Origin of the sequence: Agrobacterium sp. Ap1 (assembly GCF_017313375.1) — a bacterium.
Taxonomy (GTDB): Bacteria; Pseudomonadota; Alphaproteobacteria; order Rhizobiales; family Rhizobiaceae; genus Neorhizobium; species Neorhizobium cellulosilyticum.
The window spans coordinates 113916-136678 of the sequence record NZ_JAFLMY010000002.1 but is presented as its reverse complement, the minus strand read 5'-3'; the positions used below and the strand labels follow the sequence as shown (position 1 = coordinate 136678).

Genomic DNA, 22763 nt, shown 5'->3' with positions numbered 1-22763 from the left:
CGAAGGGGAGGGATATTAACAAGAGGTTAATTCCATGGCCTTATAGGCCGACACGTAATTTCACAGGCTTGCCCATGTCGGACGTGCAATACCCATTCATCGATGTCGCCGTACACGAGCGTGTGCGAGAGGCATTTGCCGCGGGTATGGCCGTCGTTCTGTTCTCGGCGGATCTCAGATCGGTCTCATGGGCAAATGGCCGGGGTGCCGCACTTTTTGGCTTCGGCTCAATCTATGATTTTCTCGACCAGGGGCTCGACCGTGGCGAACTGATGTTTCGCCAGGTGGAGCCTGTCGCACGCTCGCTGCAATCGGTGGGCGACAGGCGCACGTTTACTGTTCGCATCGCTTCCGGGTTTCTGCGCGTGGCTGTGCAGGCGCGCTGCGAAATGATCCGGGTTCAGGACAAGCCGTGCATCCTTCTTTCCGTGCCGGTGGACAGCCAAAACCTGCCGCTGAAGGAATGTGCTGCCCGCCTGATCGAAGGCTTTGACGATCCCGACACGCATATGGCCGTGCTCGATGGCGATGGTAACATTCTGGCTGCATCCGGCCAGTTTGCAGCGCTCAGCCTTTCCATCCAGACTACGCGCATGCTTGTCTCGATGGTCGGCAATGACCGTCACCGACTGATCAAGCGCCCGATCGCGACCGCCAGCGGATATCTGCCTGCTGCGATCGGCCAGGTGTCGGAAGAGCCTGCACTTAATCTTCTGTTCGTCGTGGGAGCCGCAAAAATGCAGGCTGCGGCGGTGAATGCCGCCCATGCCGCGGAAGACATCGCCGTCGATAACTTCGCCTTGCCTGACTACGAAGATGCGCTGAGCGCCGTCGCCGCGATCGAGGACAATCCCGAAGCGGAGGAAGAAATCTCGCTCGATGACACAACGGGCGCGGCCGATGAGAGCGATGCGGTCTCCGTGGAGACGGGCGGACACGAGACAGAAACCGAAGCTGATGCCTTCGCCGAGACGGCTGCAGAAAAGGTCACGGTGGAAGAGGCTGCGGATACGCCTTCGCCGGTTTCCCGCATTGAAGACATCGAGAGCGGGGATGTGAAGACTGAAGATCTGGCCCCTGCTGATGAAGCAAACGAGGTTTTCACCGAGAGCGGCGAACCGGATGCGAAGACGTTCGACGGCACCACAGCTGCTGAGCGGGATGCCGAAACCGTTGCGCAGGACATTTCTGCCGAAGAGATCGTGAGCGGAGAAAATCACATTCCGGCAGACCTGTCGGGCGACGCGGACGCGCTTGTCGACATTGAAACCGATGATGACGAGGTCGCGCCGTTCGGATCGCATGAAGAGCATGATGACGACCCCGACGAAATATCGACGGTGTTCGATGCTGATGACGAAACCGTGCCAGCCACCACGTCTGAGGCAGAGGCGCCGGGGCAGCGGAATGAAGGCATAAACATCACCGAAGATCACGCCGGACCGATGCCGCTTGCGCAACAGGCAGAGCCGGCATCACGTCCGCTCGGAACGGTGCGCTTCGTCTGGAAAATCGATGCCGCCGGCCGGTTCAGCGAAGTGTCGAAGGAATTCGCCCAGGCTGTCGGGCCGCATGCAGCCGATATTTCGGGCATGGCATTTTCCGATCTCGCCGCACTCTTCAATCTCGATCCGGACGGCAAGATCGGCGAATTGCTTGGCCGTCGGGACACATGGTCAGGCAAGACGATCTGGTGGCCGGTAGAGGGAACCTCGCTCGTGGTGCCGGTCGATCTGGCAGCGCTCCCGACTTACACGAGAGCACGCGAATTTGACGGGTTCCGCGGCTTCGGCATCGTTCGGATGGGCGACGCAGCCGAAGACCCGCACGCCGCTGGCCTTTCATTGGGGGGAGCAGAGGCAGACCTAGCAACCAAGCCGCTCGAAGCAGAACAGAATGAATTGCAAGCTTCCGAGCAATTGGAAGAGGTTCTCGAGCAACCGGCCGAAAACCAGAATGCCGATACTGTCCCTGCGGCAAGCGACGAGAGCGCGGAAACGGCAGCGTTCGATGAGATTGGCGACACATCGAATGAAGAGGCGGATGTCGAAGCGAGCTCTTTCGCCGATGACGACATGCCGATGCCGGGTGAAACGGACAACGAACCGGATGTGGATACCGTTGATGCGGACACAGCTGAAGACCCGGCCAAGACCGTTGACTGGCCGGAAGGCGAGCCCCCAGCCCTGACGCTGACCGACACGCCGGGCAGACGGCAATGGGACAAGGTGATCCAGCTTGAGGAGCGACGCTCACGGCTGAGTCCCGGCGAGCAGGCAAACTTTCAGGAAATTGCCCGACGTCTGGATGATTTCGTGAAACCAGCCGAGGATCTGGAGACCGAAAGCGACGAAGCCCTCGGTGATAAGGTTATTACTGCAGACACCACCGCATCCGATCTGCCGGAGGATGTTGCGGCTTTCAGCAAGGACGTCACCAGCACGAACGAAGACCTCGTTTCCGAGGCGAATGGCGAGGTTGAGCAGTCCCTGCCGACCGACGACGACGAAACGCAACAGGTTGACGAAGAACTGCCGGAAGATGCCCAGGCATTTCACGAGGATGAGACGCTTGAGGTGACCGACGGATCGGAGACTTCCGATGGCATCGTCGTCACGTTGTTCGACAACGAGCCGACGGAAGCAACCGAGGACCGCCCCGAGAATGAGATCGAGCACGAGGAAGCGGCGGATGCCGCGGCTCTCGCCGCCATGCTGCCCGGTCGCGATCGCACCGGCCTTTCCGAGGATATCATCGACCAGATGCCGGTGGCACTTCTGGTGCATGCCGGTGATCGGCTGATCCACGCCAACAGCGAATTCCTGAAACTGACCGGCTATTCTTCGCTTGAGGCGCTTGGCGATGTCGGCGGACTCGATGCGTTGTTGCAGCGGCAGGAACTGGAAGACAAGACCACGCATGCCGGCGGCATGGTGGTGGTGCGCGCCGACGACGTGATCGTTCCCGTGACGGCAAGGCTTCAGTCGATCCGCTTCAATGAGACATCGGCATTGATGCTGGCGCTGATGCCGGTTGCCGCCGAAGCGGAGCCGCCAGAAAACACCACGGCGGAAGTGTTGCCGCTGCGCCCGATCCGCACCGCCGACCAATTGGCGAAACTGCAGGTCGAGGTGGAGGAGCTGCGGGCCATTCTGGAGACCGCCACCGACGGCGTCGTCATCATCGGATCCGACAGGGAAGTCCGGTCGATGAACCGGGCGGCAAGCGCGCTGTTCAATTTCGATGGCGAAGAGATCAACGGCAAGCCGTTCGTCACGCTTTTTGCGCATGAAAGCCAGCGGGCAATCCTCGACTATCTCTCCGGGATTTCCGGCCATGGCGTGGCGAGCGTGCTGAACGACGGTCGTGAAGTGATCGGCCGCGAGGCATCCGGCGGGTTCCTTCCCCTTTTCATGACGATCGGCCGATTGACGTCATCCAACGGCTATTGCGCCGTCATCCGCGACATCACCCAGTGGAAACGGACCGAAGACGAGCTGCGCACCGCAAAACGCGCCGCGGAAACGGCCAATGCGCACAAGAGCGAGTTCCTTGCACATGTGAGCCACGAGATCCGCACGCCACTGAATGCCATTATCGGCTTTGCCGACATGATGGCATCGGAACGGCTCGGGCCTGTCGGCCACCCCCGCTATATCGAATATTCGAACGACATCGGCCGCTCGGGCCGGCATGTGCTCGATATCGTCAACGACCTGCTCGATATTTCCAAGATCGAGGCCGGAGAGCTTGATCTCGATTTCGTCGCTGTCGGCCTGGACGAAACGGTGTCGGAAGCGGTCTCGCTTGTGCAGCCGCAGGCAAACGGCCAGCGGGTGATCATACGGACGGCACTGTCGCAAGCCGTGCCGCAGGTGGTGGCCGATCTGCGCTCGATCAAGCAGATCGTGCTCAACATTCTGTCCAACGCCATTCGGTTTACGCCATCGGGCGGTCAGATCGTCGTCTCCACCGCCTATGAATCGAATGGGAGCGTCGTGCTGAGAATTCGCGATACCGGTATCGGCATGAACCGCGCCGAGCTGGAATTGGCGATGAAGCCGTTCCGGCAGGTGGCGGGTGCATCCCGCAAACGGGGTGACGGCACGGGCCTTGGGCTGCCACTGACAAAAGCGATGGTGGATGCGAACCGGGCGAATTTCGCCATTACCTCGGCGCCGAACGAGGGAACGCTGGTGGAGATCACCTTCCCGTCGCAGCGGGTTCTGGCGAGCTAACGACACGCCAAAAACGCGATACAGAATAACCTATTCACGCAATGCGTGTATACCGCTATAAAAAAGGGGCAGCCTCGGCTGCCCTTAAGTCATTGTGCTGTTGAACAACGATAGAAGTAAAAGACGTCCCGCCTCAAAATCTCATCGTGTGTCAGCTTTATAGCCCCTAACGGGACATTTCGCGCCAGAATTGAGGAACGTCACTCAACAAGAGCTTAAACCTGTCCCGATCCGGATCATCGCGATGTATTGCTGCATTGCAGCAAGATCACGTGCCGAGTTCTGCAAGGTTTTCGTACTGTTTCAACGCGTCGGGATTAGCGAGTGCTTCCTTGTTTTTGACGGGCCTGCCGTGAACGACATCGCGCACTGCAAGTTCGACGATCTTGCCGGATTTGGTTCGCGGAATATCCGATACCTGTATGACCTTGGCGGGGACATGGCGAGGCGTCGTGCCATTGCGGATACGGGTACGGATTGCCTTGGCAAGATCCTCATCGAGCGACAACCCATTGGCGAGCCGGACGAACAACACGACGCGCACATCATTGTGCCAATCCTGGCCGATACAGATAGCTTCTGACACTTCCTCCATCTGCTCGACCTGATTGTAGATTTCGGCCGTGCCGATGCGCACGCCGCCGGGATTGAGCGTAGCATCCGAGCGACCATGGATGATCAGCCCGCCATGCTCTGTCCATTCGGCAAAATCGCCGTGGCACCAGACATTCTCAAAACGCTCGAAATAAGCGGCCCTGTATCTCGACTTGTCCGGGTCGTTCCAGAACCCGACCGGCATTGAGGGGAAGGCTTTGGTGCAAACCAGTTCGCCCTTCTCGCCGCGTACCGGCTTGCCGTCGTCGTTCCATATATCGACGGCAAGCCCCAGTCCCGGCCCCTGAATTTCGCCCTTCCAGACGGGTTTCAACGGATTGCCCAGCACGAAACACGAGACGATGTCAGTGCCGCCGGAGATCGATGCAAGATGCATATCCTGCTTGATGCCTTCATAGACAAAGGAAAATCCTTCAGGAGACAGCGGCGAACCGGTTGAGGTCATCAGGCGCAGCGATGACAGATCATGACTTTCCTTCGGCACGATGCCGGACTTGCGCAGTGAATCGATATATTTGGCCGCCGTGCCGAAGACCGCAAACTTTTCATCCTGAGCAAAATCGAAGAGCACGTTGCCATCGGGCGCAAAGGGCGAGCCGTCATAGAGACAGAGCGTCGCGCCAACCGCGAGGCCCGAAGCCAACCAGTTCCACATCATCCAGCCGCAGGTGGTGAAATAGAAGAGCCTCTCGCCCGGCTCTATGCCGCAATGGAGCCGATGCTCCTTCAGATGCTGCAGCAAGGTGCCGCCGGCAGAATGGACGATACATTTCGGGATGCCGGTCGTGCCGGAGGAAAACAGGATGTAGAGCGGATGGGAAAACGGCAGCTGGACAAATTCGAGCGGCTTTTCCTGATAGGCGGCGATTACATCAGGGTAAGTGCGTGAGTCCGTCAAGTCGGCGGCCAGCGTTGCCGCCTTGCCAAGATAGGGCACGACGATGACCGGCACGCCAAGGTGGGCGGTCACGACCTTCAGCTTGGCGGAAACATCCTGTTGCTTGCCGTTGTACCAATAGCCGTCACAGGTGATGAAAAGCTTCGGCTCGATCTGGCCGAAACGGTCGAGCACGCCCTGTTCACCGAAATCGGGGGAGCATGACGACCAGATGGCGCCGAGCGAGGCGGTGGCCAGCATGCAGGCGATGGTTTCGGGCATGTTCGGCATCATTGCCGCAACGCGATCGCCCTTGCCGATACCCATGGCGCGAAAGGCCTGCTGCAGTTTCGAGACTTCCGAGCGTAGCTTGTCCCATGACCAGCTGTAACGGGCCTTGTCTTCTCCGCGAAAGATCAGTGCATCCTCGGATCCCTCACCGGCATGGGCAAGCAGGTTTTCCGCAAAGTTGAGCGAAGCTTCGGGGAAAAACCGTGCGGCCAGCATATCTTCCCCGTTTGCCAGCACGATTTCCCCACGCTCTCCCCTGACGCCGCAGAAATCCCAGATCGCCGACCAGAAATGTTCGCTTTCATCGATCGACCATGAATGAAAGGCGTCATAATCGGCAAATTTGGTGGCATGGCGCGCCTCGCACCAGCGGATGAACCGATAAAGGGGTGTTTCATGCCGCTTTTCTTCGGGCATGATCCAGAGCGGCTTTTCCTGTTCGAGCATAGTCCTCCCTTTCCGGCATCTGCCGGCCTCCTCTTGCCGCGGGCACCTCCATGCCGGGGCGACAGGAAATGTATAACATGTCGCATGCGACAATGAAGTACATGACGTTGTCGTTTCGATGCCCGAATTGCGCCCTGCAGCCATTTCCTATATGCGCCTTGCATGTTCACGAAAGCCGCCCAGACATTCCGCAGGCATGCACGCCGGCCAGTTGGTCGAACGGTGCTGATTGCGCTTGCGATGATCCTTGCGGTGGGCGCGATTTTCAGGATCGTCACGCCTTTCCTGATTTCCACCAGTCTGGTGCGGGAAAGCATCGAACAGTCGGTAGAACGGTGGACCGGGAATAACGCCACAATCGGCGGCATCTCCACAATTCGGTTCTGGCCGCATCCGGAAGTCACGCTTACCGACATCACCATTCATAACGATGAACATGGCGGACGGCAGATACTGGCAACGATCAGGGAACTGTCCGCCTCGTTCGACTTGATGGAAGCCTTGCTTGGCCAGCCGGTCTTTGAGGATTTCCGCCTTAACGAACCACACCTTTTCATGAGCCGCGACAAGGACGAGCGGCTTCATTGGGCCAATGGCGGACAGCTGGTCGATGCCATGGCGAAGGTTTCGGCCAATGGCGACCGGCAGAGGCTCGATCAGGCGCTGGATGCACCGATTGGCGAGGTACAGTTTCGCAACGGCATTCTCGATATCATCCGCGAAACAGATGGAAGTGTCGTCCGCTTCGATGCCATCAACGGCATGATGGATTGGCCTCGTCTTTCCGATACCGCCATCATTCGCGGGGACGCCGTTGTCCGCGGCAAAAGAATCGGCCTCGATATTCGCAGCACACAGCCGCTGCTGCTTCTCGATGGTAGAAGCGGAGATTTCGAGGGAACGGCCAGTGCCGACATCGGGTTTGCAAAGTTCGACGGCGTCGCAAGCCTGACGCCGCGAGGTTATTTCTCCGGCAATGCCGAGCTTCGGGCGTCGGACATGCCTGCTGCGCTGCGCTGGTTCGAGATCGATCCACGCCTGGTGGATGGACTGCAATCGGCATCGGTTTCGGCCCGGTTGATTGCAGACCGCCAGGAAATGCGGTTCGAGGAGCTTTCGCTCGGGCTGAACGAGGAGAATGCAACCGGTCTGCTGGAGCTCGACATCCCCGCCTCCACGCCGCCGAAGCTTTCGGGCACGCTTGCCTTCGATCATATGGACCTGCGCCGCCTGCTTATCGCTCTGGAGCCGACGATCAGCAAGGATGTGCAAGCGCTGCCGTCGCTTGTGACGAATATGGACCTCGATATGAGGCTTTCTTCACAAATCGCCTCGCTGGGCGGTCTCCAGCTTTATGATGTGGCGCTTGGGCTGATGAATGTGACCCAGCAGTTCCGCCTCGATATTCTCGATAGCGATCTAAAACCGGGTCGCCTGACGGGGCGGATCACCACCCTTAATGCGAATTCCAGCGCCCGAGGCGAGGAACAAAGCGTCGCCTTCCGCGCGGCTGTCCGGGGCGTCGATTTCGCGACGATCGCACAACAGCTGCAGCTCAAAGGCCCGCTGCCTGCAGCACAGGGATCGCTCGACATTTCGCTGGATGTGCCACGCCCGATCACGCGCGACGCCTGGAACGCAGCGACCGGGACGGTCAGCTTCCAGACAGGCTCCGGCAATCTGACCGGCATGGACCTGTCGGCTATTCGCCAGCTAGCAATCCGGAAACCCTATTTCTCGCTTAGCGACGCTGCAACGGGCTCCATCGAATTCGACAGCATGAAGGCGACGGCCACTATCCGCAACGGAATTGCCGACCTTCAGGACACCGAGATTGCCGGGCGCAACGAAACGATTGCGCTGACCGGGGCCGTGCCGCTTGCAAACAGCAGCCTCGCGCTCTCGGCCACGATCACACCGAAGGATGCAAACCCGCCACTGAACTTTTTCATCGGCGGCGCATGGCCGACACCGATCCTCTGGCCGATGAACGTGCCGGCCGCCAAGCCCGGCGAATAAACCGCGGGCCGCCCCTATCAGCTTTCCGCGCCGCGGATCGCCAGATGCTCGTCGCGGACGCGCCTCAACTCGGCGCGCTTGGTGGTGAGGGATGCGGCGATGACGCCGATCGTTACAAGACCAATGAGGATGGTGCAGATGGCGTTGATTTCCGGCGTCACACCGAGGCGGACCTGCGAATAGATCTTGATCGGCAGTGTTGTTGCGCCCGGACCGGTGTTGAAGCTTGCGATGACCAAATCATCGAGCGACAGGGTGAAGGCGAGCATCCAGCCGGCGATGACGGCGGGGAAAATCAGCGGCAGTGTGATCTTGAAGAAGGTTTTGACCGGCGGACAACCGAGATCGAGCGCCGCCTCTTCCAAACTGCGGTCGAAGGTCAGGAGCCGCGACTGCACGACGATCGCCACATAACACATGGTAAAGGTCGTGTGGGCGATCGTGACCGTCCAGAAGCCGCGATCGACACCCATGGCGACGAAGAGCAGTAGCAGCGACAGGCCGGTGATGACTTCCGGCATGACCAGCGGGGCATAAATCATGCCCGAGAAGGCCATGCGGCCGGGGAAGCGGGCAAACCGGGTGAGCGCGAGTGCGGCCATCGTGCCGAGGATGGTGCCCAAAGTGGCGCTGAGCACGCCGACGCGGGCCGTCACCCAGGCCGCATCCATCAGACCCTGGTTCGACCACATGGCGGAGTACCAGTTCAGCGAAAACCCACCCCAGACCGTGACCAGCCTTGACGCGTTGAACGAGTAGACGATCAGGATGATGATCGGGATATAGAGAAAGGCGAACCCGAGGGTCAGCACGGTGGCGTCGAAACGGGGAGATCTCATCATACCACCTTCTTCTGCTGGTTCTGGAAAATCATGATCGGCACGACCAGCATGATCAGCAGGATGACGGCGACGGCGGAGGCGAGCGGCCAGTCACGATTGCCGAAGAATTCGGTCCAGAGCGTCTTGCCGATCATCAGCGTGTCGGCGCCGCCCAAAAGATCAGGGATGACGAATTCGCCAGTAATCGGGATGAAGCAGATCATCGCACCGGCGATGACGCCCGGCATGGAGAGCGGGAATGTGATCTTCCAGAAGGCTTTCCAGGGTGGGCAACCGAGATCGCTCGCCGCTTCCAGCAGCGAATTGTCCATCTTTTCCAGCGCCGAATAGAGCGGCAGGACCATGAAGGGCAGATAGGAATACACGATGCCGATGAAGACGGCGTAATCGGTGCGGAAGATCTGCACCTGCTGATCCGGTCCCATCAGCCCGATGGTCTGGAGGAGAAGCGTCAGCAGGCCGTCCGGCTTGAGGATGCCGATCCAGGCGTAAACGCGGATCAGGAACGACGTCCAGAAAGGCAGGATGACCAGCATGACCAGCGTCGGGCGGATCGAGGTCGAGGCGCGGGCCATGGCGAGCGCCATCGGATAACCGATCAGCAACAGCAGCAGCGTCGAGATCGCCGCGATCCTGAGCGACGAAAGATAAGACCAGATGTAGAGCGGGTCTTCGGTCAGGAAGATATAGTTCTCGAAATCCAGCTCGGAAAAGAATTCGCCAAGATTGCCGAAACCATCGAAGGTCGGCAGATAGGGCGGCATGGCGATTGCCGTATCCGACAGCGAGATCTTGAAGATGATAAGGAACGGCGCGACGAAGAACAGGATGAGCCAGATATAGGGCACGACGACGACCAGCCAGCGCGTCCAGGACGGACCTCCGGTATTGGTGGCGGCATTGCTGACAGGATTGGTTTCCGCGACATTGGCCATGTTCGCTCCCCTTCCCTATCGCGTCAGGACGAGGCCGGCATCGCGCGACCAGGTGAGCCAGACCATATCGCCAAAGGTGATCGGCCGATCGACGAGACGCGAAACATTGGCCTGGGCCGCACGCAGGAAACGGCCATCCTCGGAGCGGACGATGAAGAGCGAGAAATCGCCGAGATAGCCGATATCCCAGACCTCGCCATAAAACGCATTGGTGGAACTATCGGCCGGAGCATCCAGCGAAATGCGAACCTTTTCCGGGCGAACAGCGAAGGCGACGTGGTCGTCCTTCACCGCCTGGCATTCCTGATCGACGGCGATCGACAGGCCTTTGCTTTCGATCCTTACCGTGCCCGGTGCGCCGAGCGCGCTTGCGGTGTCGGCAACTCTACCTTCGATGATGTTGATGTCGCCGATGAAATCCGCGACGTAGCGGCTGTTCGGCGCCTCGTAGATTTCAGCCGGGGTCGCCACCTGCATGATGATGCCCTTGTCCATGACTGCGATCCGGTCGGACACGGTCATCGCTTCTTCCTGGTCGTGGGTGACGATAAGGAAGGTCATGCCGAGTGTGTGCTGCAGGTCCATCAGCTCGAACTGGGTTTCCTCGCGCAGCTTCTTGTCGAGCGCGCCGAGCGGCTCGTCGAGCAGCAGCACCTTGGGGCGCTTGGCCAGCGAACGGGCGAGAGCAACGCGCTGGCGCTGGCCGCCGGAAAGCTGGTTCGGCTTGCGCTTGGCGAACTGTTCCAGCTTGACGAGCTTGAGCAGTTCCTGAACGCGGGCAGTGATCTCGCCCTTCGGCATATTGTCCTGTTCGAGGCCGAAGGCGATGTTCTTCTCCACCGTCATATGCGGGAAGAGCGCGTAGGACTGGAACATCATATTCGTCGGGCGGCGATAGGGCGGCACGCCGCGAATATCCTGACCCTGCAGGAGAATCCGGCCTTCCGTCGGCTCCTCGAAGCCGGCGAGCATGCGCATCAGCGTCGTTTTTCCGCAGCCGGAAGGGCCAAGCAGCGAGAAGAATTCCTTCTCGTAGATATCAAGCGTGAGGTTGTCGACGGCAACAAAATCGCCGAAGCGTTTGGTGATATTCTCGAAGCGGATGAAGGGGACCGCATTCGGATCGGTCCAGGGAGAGAATTTGCGTTTTACCGGTCCGAGCGTTTTCGCCATGCCTTGCCCCGCTTGCGATCCTTGGAAACTGAAAGGGCGGGTAAAAGCCCGCCCTTGGATTGTCAGCTATCAGCTGCCGGTCTTGATCTGCGTCCAGACCCGGTTCAGCACGCGCTGTTCCTTGGGTCCGTAAGGCGAGATGGTGAAGAGCTTTGCCACCACATCTTCCGGCGGATAGACCGACGGATTTTCCAGCACTTCCTTATCGACGAACTTCTGCGAGGCAAGGTTGCCGTTGGCATACTGGACATAGTTGGAGGCCTTGGCGATGACTTCCGGCTTCATCAGGTAGTTGATGAAGGCGTGCGCCTCTTCGACATTCTTCGCATCCGCCGGGATCGCGAGGTTGTCGAACCACATATAGGTGCCTTCCTTGGGGATGACGAACTCGACCTTGACGCCGTTGCCAGCTTCTTCGGCGCGCGACTTCGCCTGCAGCACGTCGCCCGACCAACCGATGGTGATGCAGCTGTCGCCGTTAGCGAGCTCATCTATATAGGCCGAGGCGTTGAACGTCTTCACGAAAGGACGGATCTTCTTGAAGACCTCGCCGCCGGCTTCCAGATCGGCAGTTTCCTTGCTGTCCGGGTTCTTGCCGACATAGTTCATGGCGATGGCGAACGTTTCGTCGGAGGCATCGAGAATGTTGATGCCGCAGGACTTCAGCTTTTCTGCGTTTTCCGGCTTGAACAGGACGTCCCAGCTGTCGATCGGCACATCGCCGAGCGCTGCCTTCACCTTGTCGACATTATAGCCGATGCCGGTGGTGCCCCACATGTAGTTGACGGCATATTCGTTGCCAGGATCATATTTTGCCAGACGCTCGGACACGAGCGGCCACATGTTGGTGAGGTTCGGCAGCTTCGACTTGTCGAGCTTCTGGAACACTCCGGCCGTGATCTGGCGGGCAAGGAACGGACCGGTCGGGACAACGACGTCATAACCCGAGCCGCCGGCAAGCAGCTTGGTTTCCACGAGATCATTGCTGTCAAAAACGTCGTAAACGACCTTGATGCCGGTTTCCTTGGTGAAATCCTCGAGAATGGACTCATCGATATAGTCCGACCAGTTATAGACGTGGACGACCTTTTCCTGCGCAAAAGCGGAGGAGCCAAGGGCGGTAACAGCAAGTGCTGCCGCCATTCCAAGCAGGTGGGTTCTCATGATTTCTCCTGTTTCTTTTTTCTCCGCGGGTGCCCCCACGCAGGAATTCCCTCTGTATTTGAACGTGAGAGTAGAAAGGATTTTTACGACCTACAAGTGGGAATGTGCACTGCGGAATGACTTGCCCCCAAGGCTTGTCGTGCAAATTACCCAAGGGGCTACTGAAAGTCGAAGGCGCTGAGGCCGGTCACCATTTCGTCAAGCCCGAGCGGGCGTGTGATCGGCGGCTCGGCACGCGACAGACAGGCCTTGCGCTCGCAGATGCGGCAGGCGGGGCCGGATTCGACGGCAAAGCCGGTGGCCGGCAGCGCCGCGGCATAGGCCACATCGGCTGCAAAGCCGATATCGCAACCGATGAGGATCGCCGTACGTCGGATCCGCTCGCCGAAATCCGCCTGCGGACCTTCCAGCGTTCTCGACACGGTGAGAAAGGCGTCCTCTTCCGGCATCTCCACGCGATCGACGAGGATGCGGCCGGGCTCGGCAAAGGCGGAATGGATGCCGAGCTTGGGACAACGGCCACCGAAGCGGGATTGCGGAAAGCCTTGGGCGCCCGCGCGACGCACGACATTGCCAGCGTGATCCATCTCCATGAGGAAGAAAGGAATACCGGCAGCGTCCGGCCGACAGAGGGAGGTCAGGCGGTTTGCAGCCTGTTCGAAGGAGACATCGAAGCGGGCGCGCAGGATATCGATATCGTAACGGGCGCGCTGTGCGGCCGCCAGAAACGCCGCGTAGGGCATGAGCAGCGCATGGGCCGCATAACGGGCAAGCTCGAAGCGGGCGATACGCCGGGCTTCTGCCGTCTGCAGGGACAGGCCGTCCAGCTCCGCATCGATTTCCGTCGCCATTGCCAGCAGTGCGACTTCAGTCGCCAGTTCCCGGTTGCGATCGAAGGGCGAGAGGCGCTCCGAGAGGAAGAGCCGCATGCTGTGGCGATCGTAACGGCGACGCAAGCTCGGCATAACGTGAGAGGGAAGCGTGCGGACGGTTATGCCACGCTCGTTCTTCAGCCATGTGCGTAGGGCGGAGGGTAGGTCGTCTCCGGCGGAGAAGGTCTTTGCCAGAGCCTCTGCCGCATCCTCCAGGCGGGGAAAAAAGTTCGGGCGACGTTCCAGCGACTGGCGCACCTCATCCATCGGCATTCGGCTGCTGCTGGTTGCCATCTCGCGGCCTTCGCTTGCCAGCAGGACCGCGAGATCGGAAAGCCGGCCCGCCTGTTCGCGATAGGCGCGATAGAGTTTTACCGTGGCGAGTGCCGCATTGGGCGCCGCTTCCGCGACTTCGACAATTTCCTGATCGCCGGGGATTTCACCGGCCAGGAGCGGATCTGCAAAAACTTCGCGCAGCTGGGGGGCAAGCCCGCCGCCCTCCCCCTGGAGCGCATCGAGATCCACCTTGTAGGTGGAGGCGAGCTTCAACAGAAGCTGCACCGTCAGCGGCCGCTGGTTGCGCTCGATCAGGTTGAGATAGGAGGGAGAGATTTCCAGCGCGCCTGCCATGGCGGTCTGGGTCAAACCAAGCCCGAGCCGGACCCGCCTGACGCGGCCTCCCGCAAATACCTTCCGCTCCACTATAGACCTCCTCCTGTCAAAGTTTTACGCGGCTTCGATTTTACAATATTTACAAAACTCAACTCGCTTCTGTGTAAGTCGTGACATCGTAACTTCTTTTATATCATGCACTTATAGAATTAACATTCGTCATTCTGTAAATATTTCACATGAGCTTTCGGGCCTGATCCAAAGTTCAAAACCAGTGGGAGAGAGACAGATGACAGATTTTTACAAGCTCGTTGCCAATGCGCCTGACGGCCGGTTCGACGGGATCACCCGCCCCTATTCGGCTGAGGACGTGCAGCGGCTGCGCGGCTCGATCGAGATCCGTTATTCGCTGGCGGAAAAAGGTGCGAACCGGCTGTGGGAGCTTTTGAAAGCTGAGGATTTCGTCAATGCGCTCGGCGCCATGACTGGCAATCAGGCGATGCAGCAGGTGCGCGCGGGCTTAAAGGCCATCTATCTCTCCGGCTGGCAGGTGGCGGCGGACAGCAATACCGCATCCTCGATGTATCCGGACCAGTCGCTTTATCCGGCCAATGCGGCACCGGAACTGGCGCGGCGGATCAACCGCACCCTGCAACGCGCCGACCAGATCGAGACGTCCGAGGGCAAGGGGCTTTCGGTCGAGACGTGGTTTGCGCCGATCGTTGCCGATGCAGAAGCCGGGTTCGGCGGACCGCTCAACGCTTTCGAGATCATGAAGGCGTTTATCGAGGCTGGCGCCGCGGGCGTTCATTTCGAGGACCAGCTGGCGTCCGAAAAGAAATGCGGCCATCTGGGCGGCAAGGTGCTGATCCCGACTGCGGCGCACATCCGCAACCTGACTGCGGCGCGGCTTGCCGCCGACGTCATGGGCGTACCGACGCTGGTGATTGCCCGCACGGATGCGGAAGCTGCAAAGCTTCTGACCTCGGATATCGACGAGCGCGACCGGCCCTTTGTCGATTACGATGCCGGGAGGACGGCGGAAGGGTTCTATCGAGTGAAGAACGGGCTTGAGCCCTGCATTGCCCGTGCCGTCGCTTACGCTCCGCATTGCGACCTGATCTGGTGCGAGACGTCGAAACCGGATCTGGAGCAGGCGCGCAAGTTTGCCGAGGGCGTGCACCGGGAACATCCGGGCAAGATGCTGGCTTACAATTGCTCACCGTCGTTCAACTGGAAAAAGAACCTCGACGACGCGACGATCGCGAAATTCCAGCGGGAACTGGGGGCGATGGGCTATAAGTTCCAGTTCATCACGCTCGCCGGGTTCCACCAGCTGAATTTCGGCATGTTCGAACTTTCTCGCGGTTACAAGGACCGGCAGATGGCCGCCTATTCAGAGCTGCAGGAGGCGGAATTCGCTTCCGAGATCAACGGATATACGGCGACCAAACACCAGCGCGAAGTCGGCACCGGTTATTTCGATGCCGTGTCGATGGCGATCACCGGCGGGCTGTCGTCGACGACCGCGATGGGAGAGTCCACCGAGCATGCACAGTTCCGGCCGGCGGCGGAGTGAGCCGCAAAGTCCCCTCCCCACCCTCCCCACAAGGGGGAGGGCTTAACCCAGCCTCACCGCCAGCGTTCACAGGTGAAATGGGCGGCTGCCGCGATTTTTCTCCCCCCTTGTGGGGGAGATGGCCGGCAGGCCAGAGGGGGACTTCGCCATCCGCAAAAGGCTCACGGCAACAAGAGATATCAAGACCACCAAACCCAACGAAAGGAGACCCCGAAATGACGATCCAGGCACCCATCAAGACCCATGTAAAAGAACGGGCGGAGGAGCAGGCAAGCGCCATGACCGCCGATCAGCAGGCAGCGATCCGCTCGCTTGCCAATGACCTGCACCGGCTGAACCATGCCGTCATGAAAGCAGTCGAGGCCGGCGTTTCGGTCGAGCTGATCCGTTCGGCGCGGCATCACGGCGGCGACGGCCACTGGGGCGACCTTATGGTTCCCGTCGTCATGACCAACAGGCTTCAGTAGCGGCGGGTGCAAGATTGCCGGGTCGGACCGCACCGTCCCGCAATTTGTCGCAAATTCAGCAGTCAAAGTTTCACACTTGTGCTGGAATTGCCTCAAACACCGGCCGGACAAGAGCCGGGCCGATGGAGCCATTAGGGAGCCTCTTGGGAGCCCTTCGGCCACCATGCCTTTTCATCTCCCTGCCAAAAGAAAGGGCGGCCTCAAGCCGCCCTTTCTTACATCTGGTTGCCGATCTTCAAGAGACGCCGTTCAGGCGGCCTTGCTGTAGCGATAAGAAGACTGCGTGCCCGTGGCGGCCGCATCGATGCGGAACTGCTGCAGCAGGTCGAACAGGGCTTCGGTCTCTGCCGCCAGGCGCTGGCTTGCCTCGCTGGTTTCGGCCACCATTGCGCCGTTCTGCTGGGTCATCTGATCCATCTGGTTGACGGACTGATTGATGTTGGAAAGCGCTGCCGACTGGTCGCGGCTGGCGGTGGCGATGGTTTCGACATGCTGGCTGATGACAACGATCTCGCTGCTGATCGTGGCGAGCACTTCGCCGGCCTGCTGGACGAGCGAGACACCGGAACCGACCTCGTTGGTCGCCTGGTTGACCAAGCCTTTGATTTCCTTGGCCGCATCGGCTGAGCGCTGCGCCAGTTCACGCACTTCCTGCGCGACAACCGCAAACCCCTTGCCGGCTTCACCCGCGCGGGCCGCCTCGATACCGGCATTCAGAGCAAGAAGGTTGGTCTGGAAGGCGATGTCGTCAATCACCTCGATGATCAGTTCGATCTTCTGCGACGCGTCTTCGATACGCCCCATGGCCTCGACAGCATTCTTGACGACGGTGCCGGAATTGTCGGCGTTCTTCTTCGTGTGACCAACGGCCTCGTTCGCCTCGCGGGCACGATCGGCGGAAGAGCGCACGGTTGCCGTGATTTCCTCGACAGCAGCCGCGGTCTCCTCCAGCGAAGCCGCCTGGCTTTCGGTGCGGCGAGACAGATCAGCGGACGAATGGCTGAGATCGGCGCTGCTCTTCTGGATTGCCATCGTGCTCTGACGAATGTGGGACAGCGTGTCGCGCAGCTTGAGGATCGAACCGTTGAAATCGGTGCGCAGCGGTTCCAGCTTGCCGGAGAAAGGCTGGTCAATAGTGACCGAGAGATCCCCCTGCGACAGGTGCGACAGGGCCGTGCCGAGTGCTGCGACAGCCTGATCAATCTGACTGTCGACCATGCGCTTGTCACTGTCGTTGCGTTCGCGTTCGGCTTCGGCCTCTGCGCGTTCCATGGCACTCTGATGCTCGATGCGCAGTTTTTCGAGCGCGTTGTCGCGGAAAACCTGCAGGGCGCGGGCAATGTTGCCGAACTCGTCAGAGCGTGCGGTGTAAGGGATCTCGGACTTGTTGTCGCCATCGGCAATCGCCCGGACGGAGCCGGTCAGGACACCAAGCGGACTGACGAGCCTGCGAATGACGAAATAGCTGGCAACGGCAATGAAGAGAAGCGCAAGCAGCGAGGAGACCATCAAGGCCGTGCCGGCAGAGGCGATGTGGGCGAAATAGACCTCCATCGGAATGCCTATGAAGAGTACGCCGCTGACAGCGCCGGAGGCGTTCACAACGGGATAATAGGCGGTCATGAAATCGCGACCGAAAAGAACGGCCGGCCCATAATAGGCCTCGCCTTTGGCCAGAGCCTTCTGTGCCGGGTGATCGGCAACGAGCTTGGTGCCGACGGCACGTTCGCCCTTCTCGTTTTTCACGTTGGTGGAGATGCGGACATAATCGCTGCCCTGCTTTTCGAACACCGTCGCTACGCCACCGATGGAGCCGGCGGTACGATCGACAAGATCATGGCCCTGAAGTGCCCCCTCGCCGGCAGTTACCCTGGTGAGCTTTCCGTCAGAAAGTGCTGTTTTTGCACCCGCCACAGCCGTCTCATAGATTAACGCCATCGTCCGGATGGACTTGTGCGTATCCTCCACAGCCGTTTCCATGATGTCCTTGCGAAACGTGTTGTAGGCAAGGCCGGAAACGGCGGAGACTGCAACCACGATAAGAAAGAGACAAAGAAATACAATTTTAGTGACGACCGAAGAAGGTACGATCTTTTTCATGGGGAGCCTTTGTGGGTGTAAATTTCCCACACACACTCGCCGACATAGGTGAAATTTTTGCTAAACTTGACAAACGTCAAGAATTTGGAGGCGGTCGCGCAAAGCAAACCAGCCCAAAGCCACTGAAAATCCGATTAAATTAGCGTACCGCTTAAAACAGTACCGGTACGGCCAAAAGTGCAGCCGTGGTTCCAGCGGCAATCATCAGCATGCTGAAACGAAAGAGTTTTGCGCGGTCATCCGCCTTGGCAATTGCAATGGCGCGGGTACGGCGAGCATTCGGCATGGATTGGAACTCCGAGACGATAATCAAACCTATAGTGGCAGCCTTTTTCGATCTTGAACATCAAAATAAGCTGGGATTATGGCAGGATCAGTTCGTTACATTAAGAAGTGCTGAACGATACCGCCACAACCGGAGCCATGCGGGCGTGAATGCCAGGATCAAAGCGATTCTCCGCAGACATGGCCGGACGACCACGCCCATTGAAAATTGTAGCCGCCGAGCCAACCAGTGACGTCGACGCATTCGCCGATGAAGTATAGGCCGGGAACAGACTTTGCCTGCATCGTCTTGGAATCGAGTTCCGAAGTATCGATGCCACCGAGCGTGACTTCGGCCGTGCGATAACCTTCGGAGCCTGCCGGACGGATTCGCCAGTCCTGGATCGAAGCGGCGACGGCGTCGAAAACCTTGTCGGAACAGTCCGCAAGCTTCGTTGCCGCGGGATGTTTCTCGGCGAAGAACTGCGCAAGCCGCTTGGGCAGGATATCGGAAAGCGCCGTCTGCACCAGCTGCTTGCCGTTGGCCTTGCGGGCAGCCTTCAGGTCGTCGGCGATCCGGCGATCCGGTTCGATCACGAGCGTGATCTCGTCACCTTCACGCCAATAGGACGAGATCTGCAGGATCGCGGGACCGCTCAAGCCGCGATGGGTGAAAAGCAGAGCCTCGCGGAAGCTAGTCTTGCCATGGCGGATTTCGGCGGGTGCGGCGATGCCCGAAAGCGGCGCGAGCTTTTCCAGAAGCCCCTGATCGAGCGTCAGCGGCACCAGGCCAGGGCGGGTTTCGACGAGCTTCAGATCGAACTGCCTGGCGATGTCATAAGCGAGACCGGTCGCGCCCATTTTCGGGATCGACTTGCCGCCGGTGGCAACGACGACGGAGCCGGCTTCGATCGTCTCGCCGGTGGAGGTGACGATGCGAAAACCGTCAGCGCTACCTTCCACCGAGGTGACGCCGGTCTGGAGTTCGAGCTTGGCCCTTACCGCTTCCATCTCTGACAGCAACATGCGGATGATGTCCTTGGCGCTGTCATCGCAGAAGAGCTGACCCAGTGTCTTTTCGTGGAAGGCGATGCCGTGGCGGTTCACCAGATCGATAAAATCCTGCGCCGAATACCGGGCGAGTGCTGATTTGACGAAATGCGGGTTGGAAGAGAGATAATTCTTCGGGCCGGCATGAATATTGGTGAAGTTGCAGCGACCGCCGCCGGAAATGCGGATCTTCTCGCCCGGAGCTTTGGCGTGGTCGAGAACCAGAACGGAACGCCCACGCGCACCGGCGCGGATCGCGCACATCATGCCGGCGGCACCTGCGCCGAGGATCACCACATCGAATTTACGGGCCAATCATCACTCCATTGGTTGCCGCTTTCGCTGTTCGACATAGTTCACCCAAAGTCAACGCCTCCCCCTCGCCAATTGCCGATCGGTGGCTATGATGGGAACATTCGATCAACCTCACCCGGTGTGTCATGCCAACCAAAAAAGCCAATCCCGCTGCAGTTGAAGTCGGTACGGTCGCAAAGGCCGCCGTCGCCCAACCAACGTTGACCTCGCTTCGCGGCGTGGCAGACTGGCAGGAGGCCGCGGCATGGCTGCGCGCGCGAGGGATCGAAGATATCGAATGCATCACGCCCGACCTTGCCGGCGTGCCGCGCGGCAAGATGATGCCGTCGTCGAAATTCACCTCCAACACATCGCTGGCGCTGCCATCGGCGCTCTACAGACACACGATTTCCGGCGAATATCCGGAAGAGACCGAGAGCTTCCGCTACGAGCCGCGCGACAGCGATCTTAAGCTGATGCCGGATCTTTCGACGCTCTCCGTCGTGCCATGGGAAACCGATCCGACGGCACAGGTGATCTGCGATATCGTCAATACCGAGGGCAATGCAGTCGCCTATACGCCGCGCAACGTGCTGAAGAATGTCGTCAGGCTCTATAACGAGCGTGGCTGGAAGCCGGTCGTGGCACCGGAAATCGAGTTCTATCTGGTCGCCAAGAACGACGACCCGGATTATCCGCTGCACCCGCCGAAGGGCCGGTCGGGCCGTTCCATCCTCGGTGGGCAGGGCTATTCGATCGCCGGCATCAACGAGTTCGACGAACTCATCGACGACATCTACCATTTCTCCGAAAAGCAGGGGCTGGAGATAGACACGCTGATCCACGAAGAAGGACCGGCGCAGCTCGAAATCAACCTGCGTCACGGCGATCCGGTGGAACTGGCCGACCAGGTATTCATGTTCAAGCGGACGATCCGTGAAGCGGCGATGAAACACGGCATCTACGCGACCTTCATGGCCAAGCCAATGCAGGGCCAGGCGGGGTCGGCCATGCACATCCACCAGTCTGTGGTCGACATCGATACGGGCAAGAACATCTTCTCCAACAAGGATGGAAAAGCGTCGAAGGAATTCTTCCATTTCATCGGCGGGATGCAGACCTTTATTCCGAAGGCGCTGGTCATGATGGCGCCCTATGTGAATTCCTATCGTCGCCTGACGCCGGACATGGCGGCGCCGGTCAATACCGCCTGGGGTTACGACAACCGCACCACGGCGTTCCGCGTGCCGGTCTCCGATCCGGTTGCGCGACGTGTGGAAAACCGGCTGCCGAGTTCGGACGCCAATCCCTATCTGGCACTCGCCGCTTCGCTCGGCTGCGGGTTGCTCGGCATCATGAACAAGATCGAGCCGACACCGCCGACGGACGAATCCGCCAATGAAGGTGCGATCGATCTGCCGCGCGATCTCCTGAAGGCAGTCTCCTTGCTGGAAGAGGAGCCGGCGCTGGCAGAGGTGTTCAGCAAGGAGTTCATCGGTATCTATGCAGGCGTCAAACGCGGGGAATTCGAGACCTTCATGCAGGTGATCAGCCCGTGGGAGCGCGAGTTCCTGCTTCTCAACGTTTAAGGTGAGTGGCATGGATACATGGCAGAGCCCGATCGCACCGGGTCTTTCCTGGTATCAGGCAAGCGTCGACGAGCGCCCTACCTATCCCTCGCTCGACGAGTCACAAACGGTGGACGTGACGATCATCGGCGGCGGTTACACCGGGTTGCAGGCGGCCTGTAATCTGGCGGCTTCCGGCGTCTCCGTGGCGCTGATCGAAGGCGGGCACTTCGGCGATGGCGGCTCCGGCCGCAATGGCGGGCAGCTCGGCACCGGGCAGCGCTGGTGGCCGGAAGAGGCCGAGAAGGAACTGGGCTACGAACGCTCCAAGCATTTGTTCGAGATGGCAGAAAACGCCAAGCGGCATCTTCACGATTTTGCGACACTGCATGGCATAGACATGGATTACATGCCGGGCCAGCTCAACGTGTCACACAAACGGGGATATGAGCGCGATTACCGCGCCAATGCGGAGATCGCCGCCGAACGCTACGCCTATCCGCACATGTCCTTCATGGACAAAGCGGAGACGGAAGAGCGGGTCGGCACCAAGGATTATTATTGCGGTGTGCGCGATACCGGCACCGGCCATATCCATCCGCTGAAATTTCTGATCGGCCTGGCGAAGGTTGCCAAGGCGGCGGGCGCCGGCATTTACGAGAATACGAAGGCGACGGCGATCCGCCGCGAGGGCGGCAAGATCAAGGTCGAGACGCCGAGAGGCACGCTAACATCCGACCGGGTGCTGATCGCCACCAATGCCTATATCGGCGATCTCGAACCGGTCACCTCAGCGCATGTGATGCCGATCGGCTCGTTCATCGCGGCAACCGAGCCGCTCGATGCTTTCCCGCATGTCATTCCGGGCATGGAGGCTGTCTGCGACAGCCGCTTCGTGGTGCGCTATTTCCGCAAGTCGAAGGATAACCGGCTGCTGTTCGGCGGCCGTGAGGTCTATAGTTCGAAAAACCCGAGCGATACGGCCGAGGCGATACGGCAGCAGATCGTCACCACCTATCCGGCCTTGAAGGATGTGCGGGTAACCCATGCCTGGGGCGGCAATGTGGGGATCACTCTGCCGCGAAGGCCTTTCGTGCGCCAGGTCATGCCCGGCGTGACGTCGATCGGTGGATATTCCGGCCATGGCGTGATGCTGTCAAATTACTGCGGCAAGCTTTATGCTGAAATGGTCGCTGGACGAAAAAGCGAGCTCGACGTGCTGGCCGATCTTAACATACCTGCCTTTCCGGGAGGACATGCAATGCGTAAACCACTGCTTTTCCTTGCATTAACCTGGTTTGCGCTAAGAGACCGTATTTGACGCCGACATTCGGGCTGGCCTTTTTAAATCGATTA

15 protein-coding genes are annotated in these 22763 nt (G+C 59.5%); 6 read left to right on the top strand and 9 right to left on the bottom strand.

Annotated features, from left to right (window positions below):
* The first annotated feature begins 74 nt into the window (after window positions 1–74).
* On the top strand, window positions 75–4238 hold the full coding sequence (locus tag JZX87_RS04020; protein WP_206824063.1) for an ATP-binding protein: 4164 nt from the start codon (window positions 75–77) through the stop codon (window positions 4236–4238).
* 268 nt (window positions 4239–4506) lie between these two features.
* Here the strand turns inward: JZX87_RS04020 and JZX87_RS04015 are convergent, their stop codons facing one another.
* On the bottom strand, window positions 4507–6468 hold the full coding sequence (locus tag JZX87_RS04015; RefSeq protein ID WP_206824061.1) for an acetoacetate--CoA ligase: 1962 nt from the start codon (window positions 6466–6468) through the stop codon (window positions 4507–4509).
* 162 nt (window positions 6469–6630) lie between these two features.
* On the opposite strand from JZX87_RS04015, the gene JZX87_RS04010 reads away from it, so the two are divergent.
* Window positions 6631–8487 carry an AsmA family protein gene (locus tag JZX87_RS04010; RefSeq protein ID WP_206824060.1) on the top strand — a complete coding sequence of 619 codons (1857 nt, stop codon included), beginning with the start codon at window positions 6631–6633 and terminating at the stop codon, window positions 8485–8487.
* A gap of 17 nt (window positions 8488–8504) precedes the next feature.
* Here the strand turns inward: JZX87_RS04010 and JZX87_RS04005 are convergent, their stop codons facing one another.
* The 5 genes from JZX87_RS04005 to JZX87_RS03985 form a co-directional block, all read right to left on the bottom strand.
* Window positions 8505–9326, bottom strand: a complete 822-nt coding sequence (locus tag JZX87_RS04005) for an ABC transporter permease (RefSeq protein WP_206824550.1) — start codon at window positions 9324–9326, stop codon at window positions 8505–8507.
* The gene (locus JZX87_RS04000) at window positions 9326–10264 is read right to left on the bottom strand and encodes an ABC transporter permease subunit (protein WP_206824059.1); all 939 of its coding nucleotides are present in this window, start codon (window positions 10262–10264) and stop codon (window positions 9326–9328) included. The genes JZX87_RS04005 and JZX87_RS04000 overlap by 1 nt, the downstream gene beginning before the upstream one ends.
* A gap of 15 nt (window positions 10265–10279) precedes the next feature.
* Window positions 10280–11437, bottom strand: a complete 1158-nt coding sequence (locus tag JZX87_RS03995; RefSeq protein WP_206824058.1) for an ABC transporter ATP-binding protein — start codon at window positions 11435–11437, stop codon at window positions 10280–10282.
* A gap of 69 nt (window positions 11438–11506) precedes the next feature.
* Window positions 11507–12601, bottom strand: coding sequence for a polyamine ABC transporter substrate-binding protein (locus tag JZX87_RS03990; RefSeq protein ID WP_148148114.1), 1095 nt, complete (start codon window positions 12599–12601; stop codon window positions 11507–11509).
* Window positions 12602–12759: 158 nt separating this feature from the next.
* On the bottom strand, window positions 12760–14178 hold the full coding sequence (locus JZX87_RS03985) for a short-chain fatty acyl-CoA regulator family protein (RefSeq protein WP_183824096.1): 1419 nt from the start codon (window positions 14176–14178) through the stop codon (window positions 12760–12762).
* Between the two features lie 196 nt (window positions 14179–14374).
* Between JZX87_RS03985 and aceA the strand changes: the two genes are divergently transcribed.
* Together aceA and JZX87_RS03975 are read left to right on the top strand one after the other, a co-directional pair.
* On the top strand, window positions 14375–15664 hold the full coding sequence (gene aceA / locus JZX87_RS03980; protein ID WP_206824057.1) for an isocitrate lyase: 1290 nt from the start codon (window positions 14375–14377) through the stop codon (window positions 15662–15664).
* Between the two features lie 215 nt (window positions 15665–15879).
* The gene (locus tag JZX87_RS03975) at window positions 15880–16131 is read left to right on the top strand and encodes an SMc00767 family acetate metabolism repressor (protein WP_148148117.1); all 252 of its coding nucleotides are present in this window, start codon (window positions 15880–15882) and stop codon (window positions 16129–16131) included.
* A gap of 249 nt (window positions 16132–16380) precedes the next feature.
* On the opposite strand, the gene JZX87_RS03970 is transcribed toward JZX87_RS03975, so the two are convergent.
* The 3 genes from JZX87_RS03970 to JZX87_RS03965 all read right to left on the bottom strand — a co-directional run bounded on the left by JZX87_RS03970 (window position 16381) and on the right by JZX87_RS03965 (window position 19860).
* Complete coding sequence (locus JZX87_RS03970) at window positions 16381–18231, bottom strand: methyl-accepting chemotaxis protein (protein WP_206824056.1); 1851 nt, start codon at window positions 18229–18231, stop codon at window positions 16381–16383.
* Between the two features lie 151 nt (window positions 18232–18382).
* On the bottom strand, window positions 18383–18517 hold the full coding sequence (locus JZX87_RS31215; protein WP_280518264.1) for a hypothetical protein: 135 nt from the start codon (window positions 18515–18517) through the stop codon (window positions 18383–18385).
* Window positions 18518–18675: 158 nt separating this feature from the next.
* Complete coding sequence (locus JZX87_RS03965) at window positions 18676–19860, bottom strand: BaiN/RdsA family NAD(P)/FAD-dependent oxidoreductase (protein WP_206824055.1); 1185 nt, start codon at window positions 19858–19860, stop codon at window positions 18676–18678.
* A 125-nt stretch (window positions 19861–19985) separates the two neighbouring features.
* Here JZX87_RS03965 and JZX87_RS03960 point away from each other — a divergent pair, with 125 nt between their 5' ends.
* Both JZX87_RS03960 and JZX87_RS03955 read left to right on the top strand, forming a co-directional pair.
* Window positions 19986–21428, top strand: coding sequence for a glutamine synthetase family protein (locus tag JZX87_RS03960; protein WP_206824054.1), 1443 nt, complete (start codon window positions 19986–19988; stop codon window positions 21426–21428).
* A 10-nt stretch (window positions 21429–21438) separates the two neighbouring features.
* Window positions 21439–22728 (top strand): NAD(P)/FAD-dependent oxidoreductase, encoded by a 1290-nt coding sequence (locus JZX87_RS03955; RefSeq protein WP_210348980.1) that lies wholly within the window; start codon window positions 21439–21441, stop codon window positions 22726–22728.
* Window positions 22729–22763: the final 35 nt, after the last annotated feature.